Origin of the sequence: uncultured Leptotrichia sp., assembly GCF_938036635.1 — a bacterium.
In the GTDB taxonomy this organism is placed as follows: Bacteria; Fusobacteriota; Fusobacteriia; order Fusobacteriales; family Leptotrichiaceae; genus Leptotrichia; species Leptotrichia hongkongensis.
Genome location: NZ_CALHQO010000171.1, coordinates 1 through 15398, shown reverse-complemented (window position 1 = coordinate 15398; position 15398 = coordinate 1). Strand labels below are relative to the sequence as shown.

The 15398-nt window shown below is 29.8% G+C and carries 16 protein-coding genes; 10 read left to right on the top strand and 6 right to left on the bottom strand.

Translation table 11 applies throughout. The features are described 5' to 3' along the window. Positions 1 to 35 precede the first annotated feature (35 nt). From Q0370_RS03390 to murA, 6 genes are all read left to right on the top strand, one after another. On the top strand, positions 36 to 899 hold the full coding sequence (locus Q0370_RS03390) for an NAD(+)/NADH kinase (protein ID WP_299572150.1): 864 nt from the start codon (positions 36 to 38) through the stop codon (positions 897 to 899). 25 nt (positions 900 to 924) lie between these two features. Then, on the top strand, positions 925 to 2604 hold the full coding sequence (recN, locus tag Q0370_RS03385; protein WP_299572144.1) for a DNA repair protein RecN: 1680 nt from the start codon (positions 925 to 927) through the stop codon (positions 2602 to 2604). After that, complete coding sequence (locus Q0370_RS03380) at positions 2580 to 3581, top strand: tyrosine-type recombinase/integrase (protein WP_299572141.1); 1002 nt, start codon at positions 2580 to 2582, stop codon at positions 3579 to 3581. The genes recN and Q0370_RS03380 overlap by 25 nt, the downstream gene beginning before the upstream one ends. Before the next feature lie 4 nt (positions 3582 to 3585). Further along, positions 3586 to 4005 (top strand): phospholipid phosphatase, encoded by a 420-nt coding sequence (locus Q0370_RS03375; RefSeq protein ID WP_299572139.1) that lies wholly within the window; start codon positions 3586 to 3588, stop codon positions 4003 to 4005. Between the two features lie 182 nt (positions 4006 to 4187). Next, positions 4188 to 4787, top strand: coding sequence for a DUF1694 domain-containing protein (locus Q0370_RS03370; protein WP_299572136.1), 600 nt, complete (start codon positions 4188 to 4190; stop codon positions 4785 to 4787). Then, positions 4780 to 6048, top strand: coding sequence for a UDP-N-acetylglucosamine 1-carboxyvinyltransferase (murA, locus tag Q0370_RS03365; protein WP_299572133.1), 1269 nt, complete (start codon positions 4780 to 4782; stop codon positions 6046 to 6048). Before Q0370_RS03370 ends, murA begins: the two co-directional genes overlap by 8 nt. Before the next feature lie 324 nt (positions 6049 to 6372). Here murA and Q0370_RS03360 read toward each other — a convergent pair whose 3' ends face one another. The 6 genes from Q0370_RS03360 to acpS all read right to left on the bottom strand — a co-directional run bounded on the left by Q0370_RS03360 (position 6373) and on the right by acpS (position 12116). Further along, a complete protein-coding gene (locus Q0370_RS03360) occupies positions 6373 to 7290 on the bottom strand; it encodes a hypothetical protein (RefSeq protein WP_299572131.1) in 918 nt (305 codons plus the stop codon). Positions 7291 to 7317: 27 nt separating this feature from the next. Beyond that, positions 7318 to 8355 carry a tetratricopeptide repeat protein gene (locus Q0370_RS03355; protein ID WP_299572129.1) on the bottom strand — a complete coding sequence of 346 codons (1038 nt, stop codon included), beginning with the start codon at positions 8353 to 8355 and terminating at the stop codon, positions 7318 to 7320. A gap of 78 nt (positions 8356 to 8433) precedes the next feature. Continuing rightward, complete coding sequence (locus Q0370_RS03350; RefSeq protein ID WP_299572126.1) at positions 8434 to 9225, bottom strand: spherulation-specific family 4 protein; 792 nt, start codon at positions 9223 to 9225, stop codon at positions 8434 to 8436. A gap of 277 nt (positions 9226 to 9502) precedes the next feature. Continuing rightward, positions 9503 to 10318, bottom strand: a complete 816-nt coding sequence (locus tag Q0370_RS03345) for a toxin-antitoxin system YwqK family antitoxin (RefSeq protein WP_299572123.1) — start codon at positions 10316 to 10318, stop codon at positions 9503 to 9505. 118 nt (positions 10319 to 10436) lie between these two features. Next, entirely contained in the window at positions 10437 to 11726 is a 1290-nt protein-coding gene (locus Q0370_RS03340; RefSeq protein WP_299572120.1) for a glutaredoxin, read from the bottom strand. A 21-nt stretch (positions 11727 to 11747) separates the two neighbouring features. Further along, positions 11748 to 12116: a holo-ACP synthase gene (gene acpS, locus Q0370_RS03335; RefSeq protein WP_026748444.1), complete on the bottom strand. Its 369-nt coding sequence runs from the start codon at positions 12114 to 12116 to the stop codon at positions 11748 to 11750. 281 nt (positions 12117 to 12397) lie between these two features. Here acpS and Q0370_RS03330 point away from each other — a divergent pair, with 281 nt between their 5' ends. From Q0370_RS03330 to Q0370_RS03315, 4 genes are all read left to right on the top strand, one after another. Next, entirely contained in the window at positions 12398 to 12793 is a 396-nt protein-coding gene (locus tag Q0370_RS03330; RefSeq protein ID WP_299572114.1) for a YbgA family protein, read from the top strand. Further along, the gene (locus tag Q0370_RS03325) at positions 12777 to 13139 is read left to right on the top strand and encodes a TIGR02328 family protein (RefSeq protein WP_299572111.1); all 363 of its coding nucleotides are present in this window, start codon (positions 12777 to 12779) and stop codon (positions 13137 to 13139) included. Before Q0370_RS03330 ends, Q0370_RS03325 begins: the two co-directional genes overlap by 17 nt. A gap of 293 nt (positions 13140 to 13432) precedes the next feature. Then, on the top strand, positions 13433 to 13987 hold the full coding sequence (locus tag Q0370_RS03320; RefSeq protein WP_299572147.1) for a peptidylprolyl isomerase: 555 nt from the start codon (positions 13433 to 13435) through the stop codon (positions 13985 to 13987). A gap of 17 nt (positions 13988 to 14004) precedes the next feature. Continuing rightward, positions 14005 to 15207, top strand: coding sequence for an argininosuccinate synthase (locus Q0370_RS03315; protein WP_299572109.1), 1203 nt, complete (start codon positions 14005 to 14007; stop codon positions 15205 to 15207). The last annotated feature ends 191 nt before the right edge of the window (positions 15208 to 15398 follow it).

Below are 15398 nucleotides of genomic sequence, written 5' to 3'. Positions count from 1 at the left end.
CACAAAGGTATAAAATATTTAAAAATTTAATTTTAATGTTTGAAGAGGTATTTATTATGGAAAATTCTGAAAAATTAGAAAATAATGATAATCTAAATAACAAAAAGCAGCTAAAAAGAGTTAGAATTGTGAAAAGTGGATATGGAGATGAAGCTTTATTAAAGGATTTTTATGACTATCTAAAGGCAAAAGATATTCAAGAAGTTTTTGGAGTGGAAGAGGCTGATTTAATAATTTCACTTGGCGGAGATGGAACAATGCTTGTTGCTGCAAAAGAAGCTATTTTAAGGAATATTCCTGTACTTGCAATAAATATGGGCTCTCTTGGTTATCTTGCCGAAGTAAAACCTCAAAATGCAGTAAAAATGTTACAAGATTATGAAAATGGAAATTATAAAACTGAAGAAAGAGCATTTTTAGAAGTAAAATATGAAGATAATGTTTTTTATGCACTAAATGAGCTTGTAATAACAAAAGGCGGACACGAAGCACATTTAATACAGGTTGAAGTTTACTCAAATGATATTTTTGTTAATAAATACAGAGCTGACGGAATAATCGTAGCAACTCCTACAGGATCGACTGCCTACTCGCTTTCAGCAGGTGGTTCAATTGTTCACCCTGGACTAAATGCACTCTCCATAACACCTCTTGCTCCACAAAGTCTAACAGCGCGTCCAATAATTGTAAACGGCTGTGAAGTTCTAAGTTTTAAGGCGACATCAAGAGATGATGCAGTCCATTTAAATATCGACGGAAACCAATGGTTTCAGATACAGGAGAATGATTTAGTAACTGCAAGATTATCAAAGAAAAAAATTCGAATAATAAAACCTATAAACAGTGATTATTACAGTATACTCCGACAAAAATTGAAATGGGGAGATTCTGTCTTATAAAAAATAAAATAGTGAAAGGGAAGAAATGTTAAGGGAATTAAGATTAAATAATTTAGCAATAATCAAAAAATTAGATTTAGAATTTAATGACAAATTTATTGCATTAACTGGAGAAACAGGGGCTGGTAAATCAATTATTCTAGATGGAATTTCACTATTAATTGGTGAAAGAAGTCATACAGATATGATTAGAAATGAGGAAGAAAGCCTTTTTGCAGAAGGAATTTTTGAATTAGATGAAAATCAGAAAAGAAGGTTAAATGAGCTTGGGTTTGAGATAGATGATGACGAACTTATCATAACACGATATTTTGACAGGAACGCCAAATCGAAAATTACTGTAAATGGTGCAAGACTTACTTTGTCAAGATTAAAGGAACTTATGGTGAATATTATTGATTTGGTCGGGCAGCATGAACATCAGTTCTTATTAAATGAAGAATATCATTTGCATTTACTTGACAGATTTCTTGATGATGAGGGAAAGGAACTTTCTAAAAAGATTCGTGAAAACGTAAATGAAATAAAAAAATTAAATTCAAGAATAAGGAATATTGAAGAAGAAAAAGAAAAAATTGCAGAAAAAAAAGATATTCTAGAATTTCAGTTTAACGAAATCAATAGCCTTAATTTAAAGGAAAATGAAGATGAAGAACTGGAAGAAGAGTATAAAATATTGTTTAATGCTGGAAAAATCAACGAAAAGCTGGGAGAAACTTCAGAACTTTTAAAAGAAGGAGAATTTTCGATTTTATCAGCACTTGGAAGAGCTAAGAGAAATTTAGAGCAGCTTTCGGATTTGTCAGAATCTTATAGTGAATTATACGATAAGATTGAGTCTGTACTTTATGAAGTAGAGGAAATTTCGTACTCTGTAGATAATTTTTCTGGAGATGTTGAGAGAGATGACGAAAAACTGGAAAAAATTGTCGAAAGAATTGATGCTATTAATAAGCTGAAATTAAAATACGGCTCAACAATTACTGAAATCCTTGAATACAAAGATAAAATTGAAAAAGATTTGTCATTAGTTAATTTTGAAAATGAAGAGCTGGAAAATTTAAAGATTGAAAAAAATAAATTGGTAAGCCAGTATTTTCAAGATGGTGAAAGACTTAGCCAAATTCGTATGGAAATTGCAGAAAGTCTTCAGAACACAATTGATATTCAGCTAAGCGACTTGAATATGGAAAATGCAAAATTCAAGGTAGAAATTACAAAAACTGAAGAAATAACAGCACATGGAATAAATAATGCAGAATTTTTAATCGCAACAAATGTAGGTGAAACATTCAAGCCACTTGCGAAAATTGCTTCAGGTGGAGAAATTTCACGTATAATGCTTGCTCTTAAAACTGTATTTTCAACTGTTGACAACATTTCAGTGCTGATTTTTGATGAGATTGATACTGGAATTTCTGGAGAAACTGTAAGAAGAGTAGCAGAAAAATTAAGAGAGCTTTCAAGAAACACACAGATTATCTGTGTAACACATTCTCCACAAATTGCTGGAAAAGCGCAGCAGCAGTTTTTTATCAAAAAAGAAATTGAAAATGGTCTTACAGAAACAAAAGTTCGTGAACTGAGTACTGAAGAAAGAATAAGAGAAATTGCAAGAATCATTTCAGGTGATAATATTACTGAAGCATCTGTTAATCACGCTAAGGAGATAATGGGGCTATGGGACAAAAAAGTACTGATATAGATAATCTAAAAAAGAAAAAACTTAATTCAGATAAAGAAAATTTGGAAAAAGAAATAGACGGTAACGTTAAAAACGGTGAAAGTTCAAAAAACAATGATAAAAAAACATCACGTGAAAATAAAATGCAGATTAGAGAATTTCTTGATTTTTTAGAGTATGAAAAGGGAAGTTCTCAAAATACAATCACTGGATATAATCGAGATTTAATACAATTTTTTTTATTTGTAAAAAAAGATTTTTCGAAAGTAAAGGAACAGGATATTTTCGATTATGTTGAATATATAAGTGAAAAATTAAGACGAAATTCAGTATTAAGGAAAGTATCGGCAATAAAGACATTTTACAGATTCTGCTATCTAAATAAAGCAATAAAAAAAGATCCAACAGGAATGGTAAAATCCTTAAAACGTGAACATAGATTACCTGAAATACTTACATTAAAAGAAATGAAACAAATTGTAGATAACTGTCCACATACGCTTGAAGGTATGCAAAATAAACTTATTATCAAAATTTTAATTGCAACTGGATCAAGAATTTCAGAAACTTTAAATTTGGAAATAAAGGATGTGGAAAATCAAGACTACGAATTTATAAAGGTACTTGGAAAAGGATCAAAATATAGAATAATACCAATTTATGATAGTCTAGAAAATGAAATAAAAAATTATTTGGCTATTTATAGACCAAAATTAAAGAATGCAAGTGAAAGTTTTAAGATTTTTCCAAATACTCGAAGGGAAAAATTTTGGAAAGATTTAAAGACTATTGCGAAAAACGCTGGAATTGAAAAAAATGTATATCCACACATTTTTAGGCATTCGCTTGCTACAATTCTGCTTGGAAACGGTGCTGATGTCCGTATTGTGCAAGAGATACTTGGACATTCAAACATAACAACAACAGAAATTTACACACATGTTGAAAAATCCAAGCTAAAAATGATTTATAACAATATAAAATTAGGAGATGACTAAAAAAATGAAGGAAAATCGTGAGTTAAAAAAACATAAAGATGAAAAGTTAAGAGTATTATTATTAACAATTATTGCATATTTTGTGTTTTTCGTTATAAAAAAAATGGATATAATAACAGAGTATTTGGGAATTGTTATGCTAATTTTGTTATATATGTATGCCAATTATAATTTGATAAATATATTTTTTACAAGTAAGAGAACCACTTTTAAAATATATGCCTTTTTATTGCTAGAAGTAATTTATTTGTTTACAGGAAATATTTCTATGATAGGTACAATTATGTATGTTATATTATTTTTACTTTTAATTTTTTCAGTAAGAAAGGACGAAGGAAGGTCAGAAATACCTAAAATAACAAAATTTGTACAAATATTTCTTATATTTAAGGTTGTCTTTGTATTGTCAATGTTAGTTTTTTAACTTTAAATATGTTTGAACTCAAAATAGTATATGATTTTATTAAAAATAGATAAAAGTTCAAAAAATAGTTGAGAAATATATAAAAAAGTAGTATAATGACAAAATATGATAAATTTTGATTGTATTTATAAATATTAAAATTTAAAAAATATAATGTTTTAAATGAAGTGGGGTAATAAAAAATGGAAATGGTTAACGTTAATAAAAATAGTAGTGCAGACGTTATGAAAAGTGTAGAAGATGTAACAGATAGAGCTGTAAATGCTCAAGCTGAAAAAAATTTATTTCTTGGAGAATACAAAGAAAGAGTTATCAAAGCTCTTACATTTGAGGAAATAAAAGAAAAAGGGATTTATTATGAAATAGAAAAGGCTTTGGAAGATAAAGATGTGGATAAAATGGTTATTTCACGACATGCAGATTTTAATGATATAAAAAAATACATTGAAATAGCTAAGCAAAAGAGAGTGCCTTATAAAATGATAGATAACCTAGTGTTTGTAGGTCAGATAGCACTTGTGGTCGTTGCAAAGGATGCAATTGTCCATGAAGCTGGAGATGAAATTGTTGTAACTTCAAAACTTGAGAAATGTCATTTAAAGCACTTGCCAGATATATATTTTGAAGCTATGGAAAGTGCAGTTTGTGATTTTCATTTAGATATAATAAAAAAAGAAATGCCTGAATATGCTAAAAACTATAAAGAATTAACATTTATGGACAAATTATTTGGCTCAAAATGTCCGATATGTCAAAAATTAGGAGGAAAAAAACGTGGTTGATGGATTTAGAATAAAAGGGAAAACACCATTAAATGGAGTAATTAAAGTAAGCGGAGCTAAGAATGCAGCACTTCCAATAATTATAGCGACACTTGTTGCAAAAGGTGAGTACATTCTAAAAAATGTTCCGAATTTACGTGATATAAGAGTAACAATGAGACTGCTGGAAGATTTGGGAATGGAAACTGAAAAATTAGACGACAATACTTATAAAATTGTAAATAATGGATTTAAAAGAACAGAAGCAAGCTATGAAATTGTAAAACAAATGAGAGCATCATTTCTAGTAATGGGACCAATGATTGCAAATTTAGATGAAGCAGTTGTTTCATTGCCTGGAGGATGTGCAATCGGTTCAAGACCAGTTGATTTACATTTAAAAGGATTTGAACTGTTGGGAGCAGAAATTACAAGAGTTCACGGATATATTCATGCAAAAGCAGACAAATTAAAAGGTGCTGAAATTCCTTTAGGTTTTCCAAGTGTAGGAGCTACACAGAATATTATGATGGCGGCAGTAAAAACTCCTGGGAAAACAGTTATTTCAAATGCTGCAAGAGAGCCTGAAATTGTTGATTTAGGAAACTTCTTGAATAAGATGGGAGCAAAAATTACAGGATTAGGGACTCCTACTATTGAAATTGAAGGAGTTGAAGAACTTCACGCTGTGGAATATTCAATTATGCCAGATAGAATTGAGGCAGGAACTTATGTGATAGCTTCATTAGTTACAGAAGGAGATTTAAAAATTCAAAATGCAAGACTTGATGATTTAGGAGTTTTTAAATCTGAATTAGAAGCAATGGGAGCAAAATTTGAACAGGATGGAGATGTTCTGACTGTAATAGGAAAAGTAAAAGATTTGAAACCATCAAAAATAAAAACTTTGCCACATCCAGGATTTCCAACAGATATGCAGCCTCAAATGATGTTGCTTCAAACTCTTGTAAATGGTGGAAGCTCAATGGAAGAAACTGTATTTGAAAATAGATTTATGCATGTACCTGAATTTAACAGAATGGGAGCAGATATTACAATAAAACATGGAGTAGCTTTTATAAACGGAGGATTACCATTAACAGGTGCAGAAGTGATGTCTTCAGACTTAAGAGCAGGAGCAGCGCTAGTTTTGGCAGCACTTGCAGCAGATGGTGAAACAGTTGTAAATAGAGTTTATCATATAGATAGAGGATATGATAAATTAGAATTAAAATTAAATGCTGTTGGTGCTCAAATTGAAAGAGTTAAACTTGACATCTAAAAAATAAACAATATTTTGAATAATAAAAAAGAAGTTGTCTCAAAATGCTTAAAATTTTGATTCAGCTTCTATTTTTTTGTCAGTGCAGAAAATGTCATAGGCTAGCCATAGGTTCGTGGCAATCTTGCCACAATTTTTAATTGTTAGGATAAATCTTTACTGCAAGATAAGGTTTTGTGGTAATTATGCGGTATTCTAGGAAAATAAAAAAAGGTAAAAGTTAAATAATTATGAATTAGCTATTGAACAATTCCATTACAAAAATTTATTCTTATTTTTAAACAGGGTTTAGTATTAGATAAATTTTAAAATTATTAAAAAAATTCACTTCTTCTTTTTAAAAACATTCCTTACTGGACGAGTAATATCCTTAAAATAAACATAACTTTTGTGTTTTCTAATATAATATCTTAAATATCTAAAAACCAGTTCTTCTCTCTGTTTGCAGTACTTCGCATATTCATTTGCAAAAATTCTGGCTATTTTTTCATCTTCCATCATTCTTGAAACATTTTTCATTCTTTTATCCAGATTCAGTTTCACTCCAAATTTCATTCTATTTAAGTCAACCAGATAAAACTCGTAATTCCCACTTTTATCCTTAATCAGCACATTTCCTGGTGAATAATCTTCAAATTCCACACCGCTTTCATGCAAGTCAAACGAAAATTTTGCAAATTGTCTTATGATTTTTTCACGATTTTTTTCTACTTTTGCAAGCATTCTTTCGGTTTCTTCGCTTATCTTGTAGTTTTCTCCCTGCTCAACCTTGTCCCGCTCGATATCCTCAGGCCAGAAAACTTCCCGACAGGTAAAATCATATTTTAATTCCTCGCTTATATAATAACTGTTCTTTTTATTATTTTCATTTACAAAGTCATCAAAATATGCGATTGGCTCTGGCGTCTTTATTTTATATTCCAATAATTTTTTTGCATATTCGTAAGAACGCTTTGCTTTTGAGCCTTTAAACCTATAGAAAAAGTTTGTAATAAAATCTTTTTGTTTAAATTTTTTTATATTTATCATCTTTTTTGTTTCAAGATTTTCACTCTTATTATTATGTTTTTCCTTTTTCGAGCTATCTTTTTCCAAATTTTTTTTTATATCTATTTCAAATTTTTTTATTTCATTTCTTCCTGGCTCTACAACATATTCCCCAGTTTTATCAAAATTTTTCAGTACATTTATCAATATTTTCTCATCATATTTCTTATTAACTTCATAATTTTTTTCTTCCATTTAAAATCCTCATAATTTCTAATTTTTTTACTTTTCTTTATTTTCTAAACTTTTTTCATTTTCCTTTTCAAATTTTCTCTTATTTTTTCTCAATCTCTTTTTCAGTTCCTTCAAAAATGTCTTGTCTTCCACAAATTTATCCATCTTGTCAACATATTCAAGTGCTTCATCATATTTATTCTGCAATTCCAGCACATACGCCAAATTCATATAATGACGAGAATTTTCAGGTTCTAAAATAATCATCTTATTACAAACCTTCTGTGCATTTTCATAATCTTCCGTTTTCACAAAAAATCTTCCCTGCAAATTTAGCATTTTTATTCTTGAAAGCCCTTTATTCTCATTCGTTGCATTTTCATAATTCAAAAGCAGAAGTTTTATTTCCTCAAACTCCTCCGCTCTAAACAATATCTCAAAATAATCTTCAAATATATAATCTTCCACATTTTCACAATTTATAGCGATATTATAATATTTTACAACTCCTTTTATATCATTTGAATACGCCATTGTGTCGCCCATTCGTGCATAGAGGGAAAATTCTTCAACTTCGTTAAATTTTGCATTTAAAAGTTTTTTGTATTCAGAAATTGCTTCATCGTATCTGCCCATCATTGTAAGGCAATCACCTTTTTCCACATATGCTTCTGAACTTTCAGGCTCCATTTCTATCGCCTTGTCAATATTTTCTATCGCCTTTCTATAATACTTTAACAAAGCGTAGGACATTCCCATATTCAGATACACAAAATAATTTTTTTCTATTTCCAGAAATTTTTTATAAAGTGAAATCGCCTTTTTCAATCTTCCAAGCGACTGATAGACAAATCCCAACGTAAAAAGTGTATCCCTGCTGTCAGGATACTTTTGTTGCAGTTTTTCCGCATATTCCTTCGCCTGTTCAAACATTCCAAAGTCTGAATAAAGTTTGGAAAGTGTCATCAGTGCCGAATAATTATTTTCATCAATTTCAAGCACTGACTTTAAATATACAAGTGCATCATCGAACTTGTAATTTTCCATTGATTTATCCGCTTCCTTCAATAACTCTTCTATATACATCTTTTCTCCATCTATATTTTAACTTTTTAAAATCAACTTATAAAAACTAAACAATCGTAAAATCAAATAATATCAAAATTAATTATTAATCATATTTACCATTTCTATAAATTTAGACGGCTTCTTATCATACGGATTTGGCATAATGTCATCCGTTATCATCAGCCATCCTGCATTTCTTTGTCGAGAAAGCCTTACAATCTCAGCATATTCCTTAGGAGTCGCACTATGCACAATATGCCAGATATGTTTTGCATTTGACTGATTATTTTCAAAATTAGATTTTGGCTTTTCAAATTTGTTAATATACGTATTTGCACTTACCTCGCTTGTCACAAAAATATCTGCATACGGCGAAATTGCATCTGTAATAGATGCTCCAGGATTAGCAATCACAAGATTGTTTTTTGACTTACTTTTTACATATTCAAAAACTTCCTTCATATAGCTTACCTGCTGAGGAGTACTGGTCGCAATTTCATCAAAAAAGAATCCATTTATACTATCCTTTCCATAAAATTCAAAATACTTATCAACTTCCGCCTTTACTTCCTTAATATTTCGCTTCTGATATGTTGTCGGAATATAAGCAATGTTCTTAATTCCAGCCTCTTTATTTTTCTTAATCTGAGCTGCATAATTCACTTCTACCTTTTTTCCTGCACCATTATTTGGATTTATCAGCACATAAGGAACCTTAGCTTTCCCGAGCGTCAAGACATCGCTCCAAAATGGATTTTTCCCATCTGGATAAGTATACGTCGTAGCTATCACAGACTGCTTTATTTTCACATTATTTTTATTAATATTTTTTTCCGAAAACCCATTAATTCCCAATAACATTCCAATCATTAAAAATATTTTCTTCATATCCTTTTTACCTTCTTTCAAAATTAAAATATACTCGAATTTTTATAAAACTAACACTAAATCCCATTTTTAAATAACATAAATTTTATAACAGGGTTGTTTGATAACTAATTTATAATCATTCAATTAATTACTATTATTTTTCTTTTTTATTTTCGTAGGATTGCTCATTGCCGCAAATCCTTATCTTGCAGTAAAGGTTTATATCCTTTACTTAGAAAAGTTTGTAATAAATTCCTTATCTAAACAGGATTTAATAATTAAAACTACAACAAGCCTAATAATTTACTTTTCTAGGATTTCCTGATTTATCATAGTAAGTCCATGTCCCTGTTCTTCTTCTACCTTTAATGCTTCCCTCAAATCCAAGGCTTCCATCTGTGTAATATCCTCTTACAGTTCCAGTTTCTCCATTCATATTTGCTTCATACAAAGGTCTTCCACTTTCATAGTAAACATTCATTTTCCCATTTATTTCATCATTTACATAATTGATTTCAGATTTTTTACCTCCGTTAGCGTTCCATTCAGTAAATAATCCATTTTTCTGTCCATTTGAATAGTTTCCTTGTGATTTTCTTGAACCATTTTCATAATACTCAGTCCAAGTTCCTGTCATTTTTCCATTCTCATAGTTCCCAACTGTTTCTTGAGACCCTGTTTTTCCATAATATGAAGAATAACGTCCATTTAATTGGTCATCTTTATATTGATATTTTTTCCAGACTTTTCCATTTTCAGTATAAACTGTCCATTCTCCTTCTTTTTTTCCATTTCTATAATTTCCTATCGTAAATCTATTTCCGTTTGCATAAAATTCATCATATTTCCCATTCAGTATTCCATTACTTAAATTAACAACAAGCCTTCTTCCGCCTTCTTCCATAATTCTATATTCTCCGCTTCCTGTCAATTCATAAGTACTAGAATCTATTCTTTTTACATCTTCCATATTTGATGAGCTAAGCTTCGATAATCTAACTTTCCCAAAATTTGTCCCATAATTTGCAAAGACATCTTTTCCATATGCAACTGCTGATAACATCATCATTCCAGCTATAAATAATATTTTTTTGCTATTATTTTTTTTCATTTTCATATCTCCTATTATTTTATAAATTTTGTTTTTTTATTTTATTAATTTACCTTTTTACATTATAACAAATTTTTTCCATTTTTTAAACTAAATTGTTCATTTTTCTGGTTCTAGTTTACATTATAAGCAAACTTGGCTTAATTAGCATTATGAGTCCCAAAATTATCATAAGAATTCCACCAAACAGATTTACCCATTTAGAATATTTTGTAGTCAATTGCAATTTATTTACACTCATTAAGGCAAATCCAAAAACTATTATATCATCTATCATATAGCCAATTATGTAGATAAATGTGTAAAATTGTCTTGTCCAGAAAGGAACTTCATTTATTTGCAGAATTTTTGTGTATGTTTGAGGAATTCCAACTGAACAGGCAAATTCTATTACATTTACTGAAAGTGCTAAGCCAATGATTGCAAGTGCTGTCAGTAATGTAAATGGCTTATTAGCAATATCCTTTATCTTTTTAGAAATTTTTGCCCTCTGCTCAAAGTCTGTCACTTCACATTCCAGCGTATCTCCTTTTTTCAAGTAATTTCTAATAAAGAAAATCCCACCAATAATTCCAACGATTCCAACAAGCGGGGTTACCCATTTGTCAAGTCCCACAAAATCCCAAGCATAAATCCAAGCATTTAAAATGAAAAAATACATTACAGCTTCAGCTAAAATAAACAGCCCTGCCACACGGAACATTTTCACCTTATTTCCAACGGCAATCAAAGCTGTCAAAAATAATACCAGAACCCACATTGCACAAGGATTAAATCCATCAATTGTTCCCAAAATTATTGACATTGTAAGCAATGAATAATTTGTCAAGTCAACAGTCTTATTAATAATCGGAATATTTACAAGTACCTGATTTTCAGCACCTTTTGTAAGTCCTGGCACTTCACATACCGTATCACCTGTACAGACTGCACCATTACTACTCACATTTCCAGTCTGTCCACCTTCCACATATTCCTTCAAAGTCAAAATCTTATCCTTTGTTTTCCCAGAATTTATCAAATTTTCAATTTCTTTCCCTGTCGTATCAGCTGTATTAAAGCCTTGAATAATATGTCCATTAATGTAAATAATCGGAGTCCCCTTGACAAGTTTTAACTTCGATGTAGTTTCATCAAAAAACGCTTTTTCTTCCTTGCTTTCATCAATTTTATGCTCCACATATTCAAAATCATCCCTTTTAGTAGATAATTCCTTCAAAAATTTCTCCAAATTTGCACAATTTTTACAGTCTTTTCTACCAAAGTACTCAATTTTTACTTTCTTTGACTGACTATTTCCAGCAGAATAACCAATCTGACTTATACAAAATATACCAAAAAGCATAATCATCAAGGCAAAAAATCTACTTTTCTCTATCCCAATATTAAAATCTTTTCTCCAAACCATCTTTTTTCACACCTCTCTTTTTTATTTTTTATAAATAATTACCGTACTAACCGCATATTCTCTGCTATGCGAAATACTGATCTGTATTGTAAGGCCCTGTGCCTTCTCTTTTATCGCATTATAAAGTGTCACATAAGGCTTCCCCATCTCATCATTCAAAATCTCAATATCACTTAGCGAAAACCCATACACCCCAGTCCCAAACGCCTTGGAAACTGCTTCTTTTGCAGCAAATCTCCCTGCGTAACTAGCATATGGATGTTTCTTTTTTTCAATATGCTCTATTTCTTTTTCCGTATAAACTTTCCTTTTAAAAAGGCTTGTCTGATTAATCGCTTTTTCAATTCGGGATATTTCAATAATGTCTGTCCCAATACCGTATATTTCCATATTTATCTCCTTTTTTAAACTTACTATTGTTAGATTATACTACAAATTTTTAAAAATACAAAATTTGTATAATTTTAGTAGTTCAATTTTAAATGGGTTGGATGGAATATACTTGATAAATTATTTTCACAACAAATGCAGGAAGATTAGATGAAATTTTTAATAATCGCAAACATAAAAAAAATAAAAATTTACTAACGAAAAATTCAAAGGATAACATAGATGAAGTTAATTTTCATATATGGTTTGAATATCTTGCAAGAAAGGTTAATGTGAACCACATGAATAAAAAAAAAGAATGTGAAGATCTATGGGCAAAAAATAAATATTATGTGTTAAGCAAATCGCATAAAGTGTACTTAGAAATAAGAAAGTATTTGAAAGAAAAAGAAATTGATATTGTATTTATTAATGAAAGAATACAAAAAGTAAGGGATATAAAAGAAAGTAAAAAAGATTTTAGTAATGCAATTCTTCATTTATGGGGATATTTCAAAAAAAAGGCAACGAAGATTGAAAAACAAGGATTATTTAACATACTGGAAGAATACATGGGAGGAAGAAGTAATCAGAAATCGCTAATTGAATATATCAATACTTTACTAAAGAAATATCCAAATAAATATTTACAAGAATCTACTTTATTAACAGGAGAAAACGATGAGACTATGGCATGAACAAATTATTCATCTATTGCCTAAAAATCAGCTTCTTGGTCAACATAGAGAATGTTGTGCGCTTAGGGGAAATGGATGGAAAAAGAAACATAAAACAGTAGATTATGTATTTTTATATTCTCCATATTATTTATTTGTTTATCATTCATTGGTTATGGATGAAATGGAAAAAAGAGGGTATAAAGTTTCTAAAGAATGGAGAGATAAGAATTATAGAGGAAAGAAAGCAGAAAATTATAATAATCTTGAAGAAAAAATTATAGATAGCCCAATTTACAAAGAACATGATAATGAATATTTAGTTGAGTGTATCGAAAATTTGCAAAAAAAAGGGATTGAATTATAACTATAAAAGTTTTGATTGTTTTAACTACTAAAACTCATTGTCCTACAGGAGAGACATAAGATAATGACTCATGTAATAATTTTTAAATAACAAAAATAGCTGTGAAAAGAGAATTATTTTAAAATCTTATTCAAAAATCCTCTACAATATGCTAAAATGTATTTAGATTTTTAAAGCTAGATTTAAAATTAAGTATTAATAAATCTTTCTTTAAAACATAAAATATATATTGAAATGAAAGGAGATGTATGATTAAAAGAGTATCATTACTAATGTTATCAATTTTAATGATGATGACTTTTGCTGTGCAATCATACAGTAAAGAGTATAAAATGAAAGTAAGGATTATTACTGCAAAAGGTGATGTTAATATTAATTTGTTACCTGATAAATCGCCTGTAACTGTTGCTAATTTTGTAAACTTAGCCAAAAAAGGATATTATGATGGATTAAAATTCCATAGGGTTATTGACAACTTTATGGCTCAAGGTGGAGATCCAACTGGAACTGGTGCTGGAGGACCTGGATACCGGTTTGAAGACGAAGTTAATAATGGATTGAATTTCTCAAAAGCTGGTAAACTAGCTATGGCAAATGCAGGACCAGGAACAAATGGAAGTCAATTTTTCATAACAACAGTTCCAACAGAATGGTTAAATGGTAATCACACAATATTTGGAGAAGTTGCGTCAGAAGCTGATTTGGATGTTGTAAAAAAATTATCTAATGGAGATGTAATGACAAAAGTTGTAGTTGAAGGAGATGTTGATGCTTTCCTAAAAACTCAAAAAAATAGAGTTGACAGCTGGAATAAAACTTTAAAGCAAAATTTTCCAAATAAATTTTAATTAAAGGGGAAATAAATATGGCAAAAGAAAAAGTAGTTTTAGCCTATTCAGGGGGACTTGATACTTCGATTATCATTCCTTGGCTAAAAGAACATTATGATTTAGAAGTAATTGCGTGCTGTGTTGATGTTGGGCAGGATGAAGATATGGAAGCTGTAAAAGTTAAAGCCATTGAATCAGGTGCTTCTAAAGTTTATGTAGAAGATAAAAAAGAAGAATTTGTAAAGGATTATGCTTTCCGTGCTTTAAGAGCGGGAGCAGTTTATGAAAATAAATATCTGTTGGGTACTTCATTTGCAAGACCTTTAATTTCAAAAGTATTGGTAGATGTGGCTCATAAAGAAGGAGCTTCATATATTTGCCACGGATGTACTGGTAAAGGAAATGATCAGGTTAGATTTGAAACTGGAGTATTTTCATTAGATCCAACATTGAAAATAATAGCTCCTTGGAGACTTTGGGACATTTCTTCAAGAGAAGATGCGATTGATTATGCACAAAAAAATAATATAAAAATAACTGTAACGAAAGAAAAAATTTACTCAAGAGACCAGAATTTATGGCATATCTCGCACGAAGGCGGAGATATTGAAGGGCTTGAAAATGAACATAAGGAAGATATTGTTTATATGATGACAACTCCACCTGAAAAAGCACCAGATAAGCCAACTTATGTGGATATTACATTTGAACAAGGATGGCCAGTAAAAGTAGATGGGGAAAATTTAGAGCCTGTCGCATTACTTAAAAAGTTAAATAAAATTGCTGGAGAAAATGGTGTTGGAGTAATTGACATTGTAGAAAATAGACTTGTTGGAATGAAATCAAGAGGAATTTATGAAACTCCAGGTGGAACATTACTGATGGAAGCACTAAAAGAATTGGAAACATTAATTTTTGACAAGGATACATTTGAATTTAAAAAGCTGGTATCTCAAAAATATGCAGGATTGGCTTATTCAGGGCAATGGTTTACACCACTTCGTGAAGGGCTTGATGCTTTTGTTGATGAAACTTCTAAAAATGTAAATGGTACAATAAAACTGAAATTATACAAAGGAAGTATAAAAATAGCTGGTAGATTTACTGATTTTGCATTATACGATGAAGAAATTTCATCATTTGGAGCAAGTGAGCTGTATAGTCATAAGGATGCGGAAGGATTTATAAAATTATTCTCACTTCCAAATAGGATTAGAGCTTATAAAAAACATAAATAAATTTGAAATAAAGAATTCCTAAAATAACAATTTTGGGAGTTCTTTTTTTATATTTTTGTTTCCATAAGATAATTAATTTTTATAAATTCATGTTTTGCAATAAAAGTTTATCGCAATAACTCTAAATTACTTTTTAATTCTTATGGATGGAATCCAATTTTTATTTACCTAATTTCAAGACATTTTTTTCT

Bases quoted from the DNA above. Each gene is read 5' to 3' on its own strand.
- Q0370_RS03330 (WP_299572114.1), top strand. From the start codon at position 12,398: ATGAATAAAAAAAAAGAATGTGAAGATCTATGGGCAAAAAATAAATAT.
- Q0370_RS03350 (WP_299572126.1), bottom strand. From the start codon at position 9,225: ATGAAGAAAATATTTTTAATGATTGGAATGTTATTGGGAATTAATGGG.
- Q0370_RS03375 (WP_299572139.1), top strand. From the start codon at position 3,586: ATGAAGGAAAATCGTGAGTTAAAAAAACATAAAGATGAAAAGTTAAGA.
- Q0370_RS03360 (WP_299572131.1), bottom strand. From the start codon at position 7,290: ATGGAAGAAAAAAATTATGAAGTTAATAAGAAATATGATGAGAAAATA.
- Q0370_RS03390 (WP_299572150.1), top strand. From the start codon at position 36: ATGTTTGAAGAGGTATTTATTATGGAAAATTCTGAAAAATTAGAAAAT.
- Q0370_RS03345 (WP_299572123.1), bottom strand. From the start codon at position 10,318: ATGAAAAAAAATAATAGCAAAAAAATATTATTTATAGCTGGAATGATG.
- Q0370_RS03380 (WP_299572141.1), top strand. From the start codon at position 2,580: ATGGGACAAAAAAGTACTGATATAGATAATCTAAAAAAGAAAAAACTT.
- Q0370_RS03320 (WP_299572147.1), top strand. From the start codon at position 13,433: ATGACTTTTGCTGTGCAATCATACAGTAAAGAGTATAAAATGAAAGTA.
- Q0370_RS03340 (WP_299572120.1), bottom strand. From the start codon at position 11,726: ATGGTTTGGAGAAAAGATTTTAATATTGGGATAGAGAAAAGTAGATTT.
- recN (WP_299572144.1), top strand. From the start codon at position 925: ATGTTAAGGGAATTAAGATTAAATAATTTAGCAATAATCAAAAAATTA.
- Q0370_RS03325 (WP_299572111.1), top strand. From the start codon at position 12,777: ATGAGACTATGGCATGAACAAATTATTCATCTATTGCCTAAAAATCAG.
- Q0370_RS03370 (WP_299572136.1), top strand. From the start codon at position 4,188: ATGGAAATGGTTAACGTTAATAAAAATAGTAGTGCAGACGTTATGAAA.
- Q0370_RS03315 (WP_299572109.1), top strand. From the start codon at position 14,005: ATGGCAAAAGAAAAAGTAGTTTTAGCCTATTCAGGGGGACTTGATACT.
- Q0370_RS03355 (WP_299572129.1), bottom strand. From the start codon at position 8,355: ATGTATATAGAAGAGTTATTGAAGGAAGCGGATAAATCAATGGAAAAT.
- acpS (WP_026748444.1), bottom strand. From the start codon at position 12,116: ATGGAAATATACGGTATTGGGACAGACATTATTGAAATATCCCGAATT.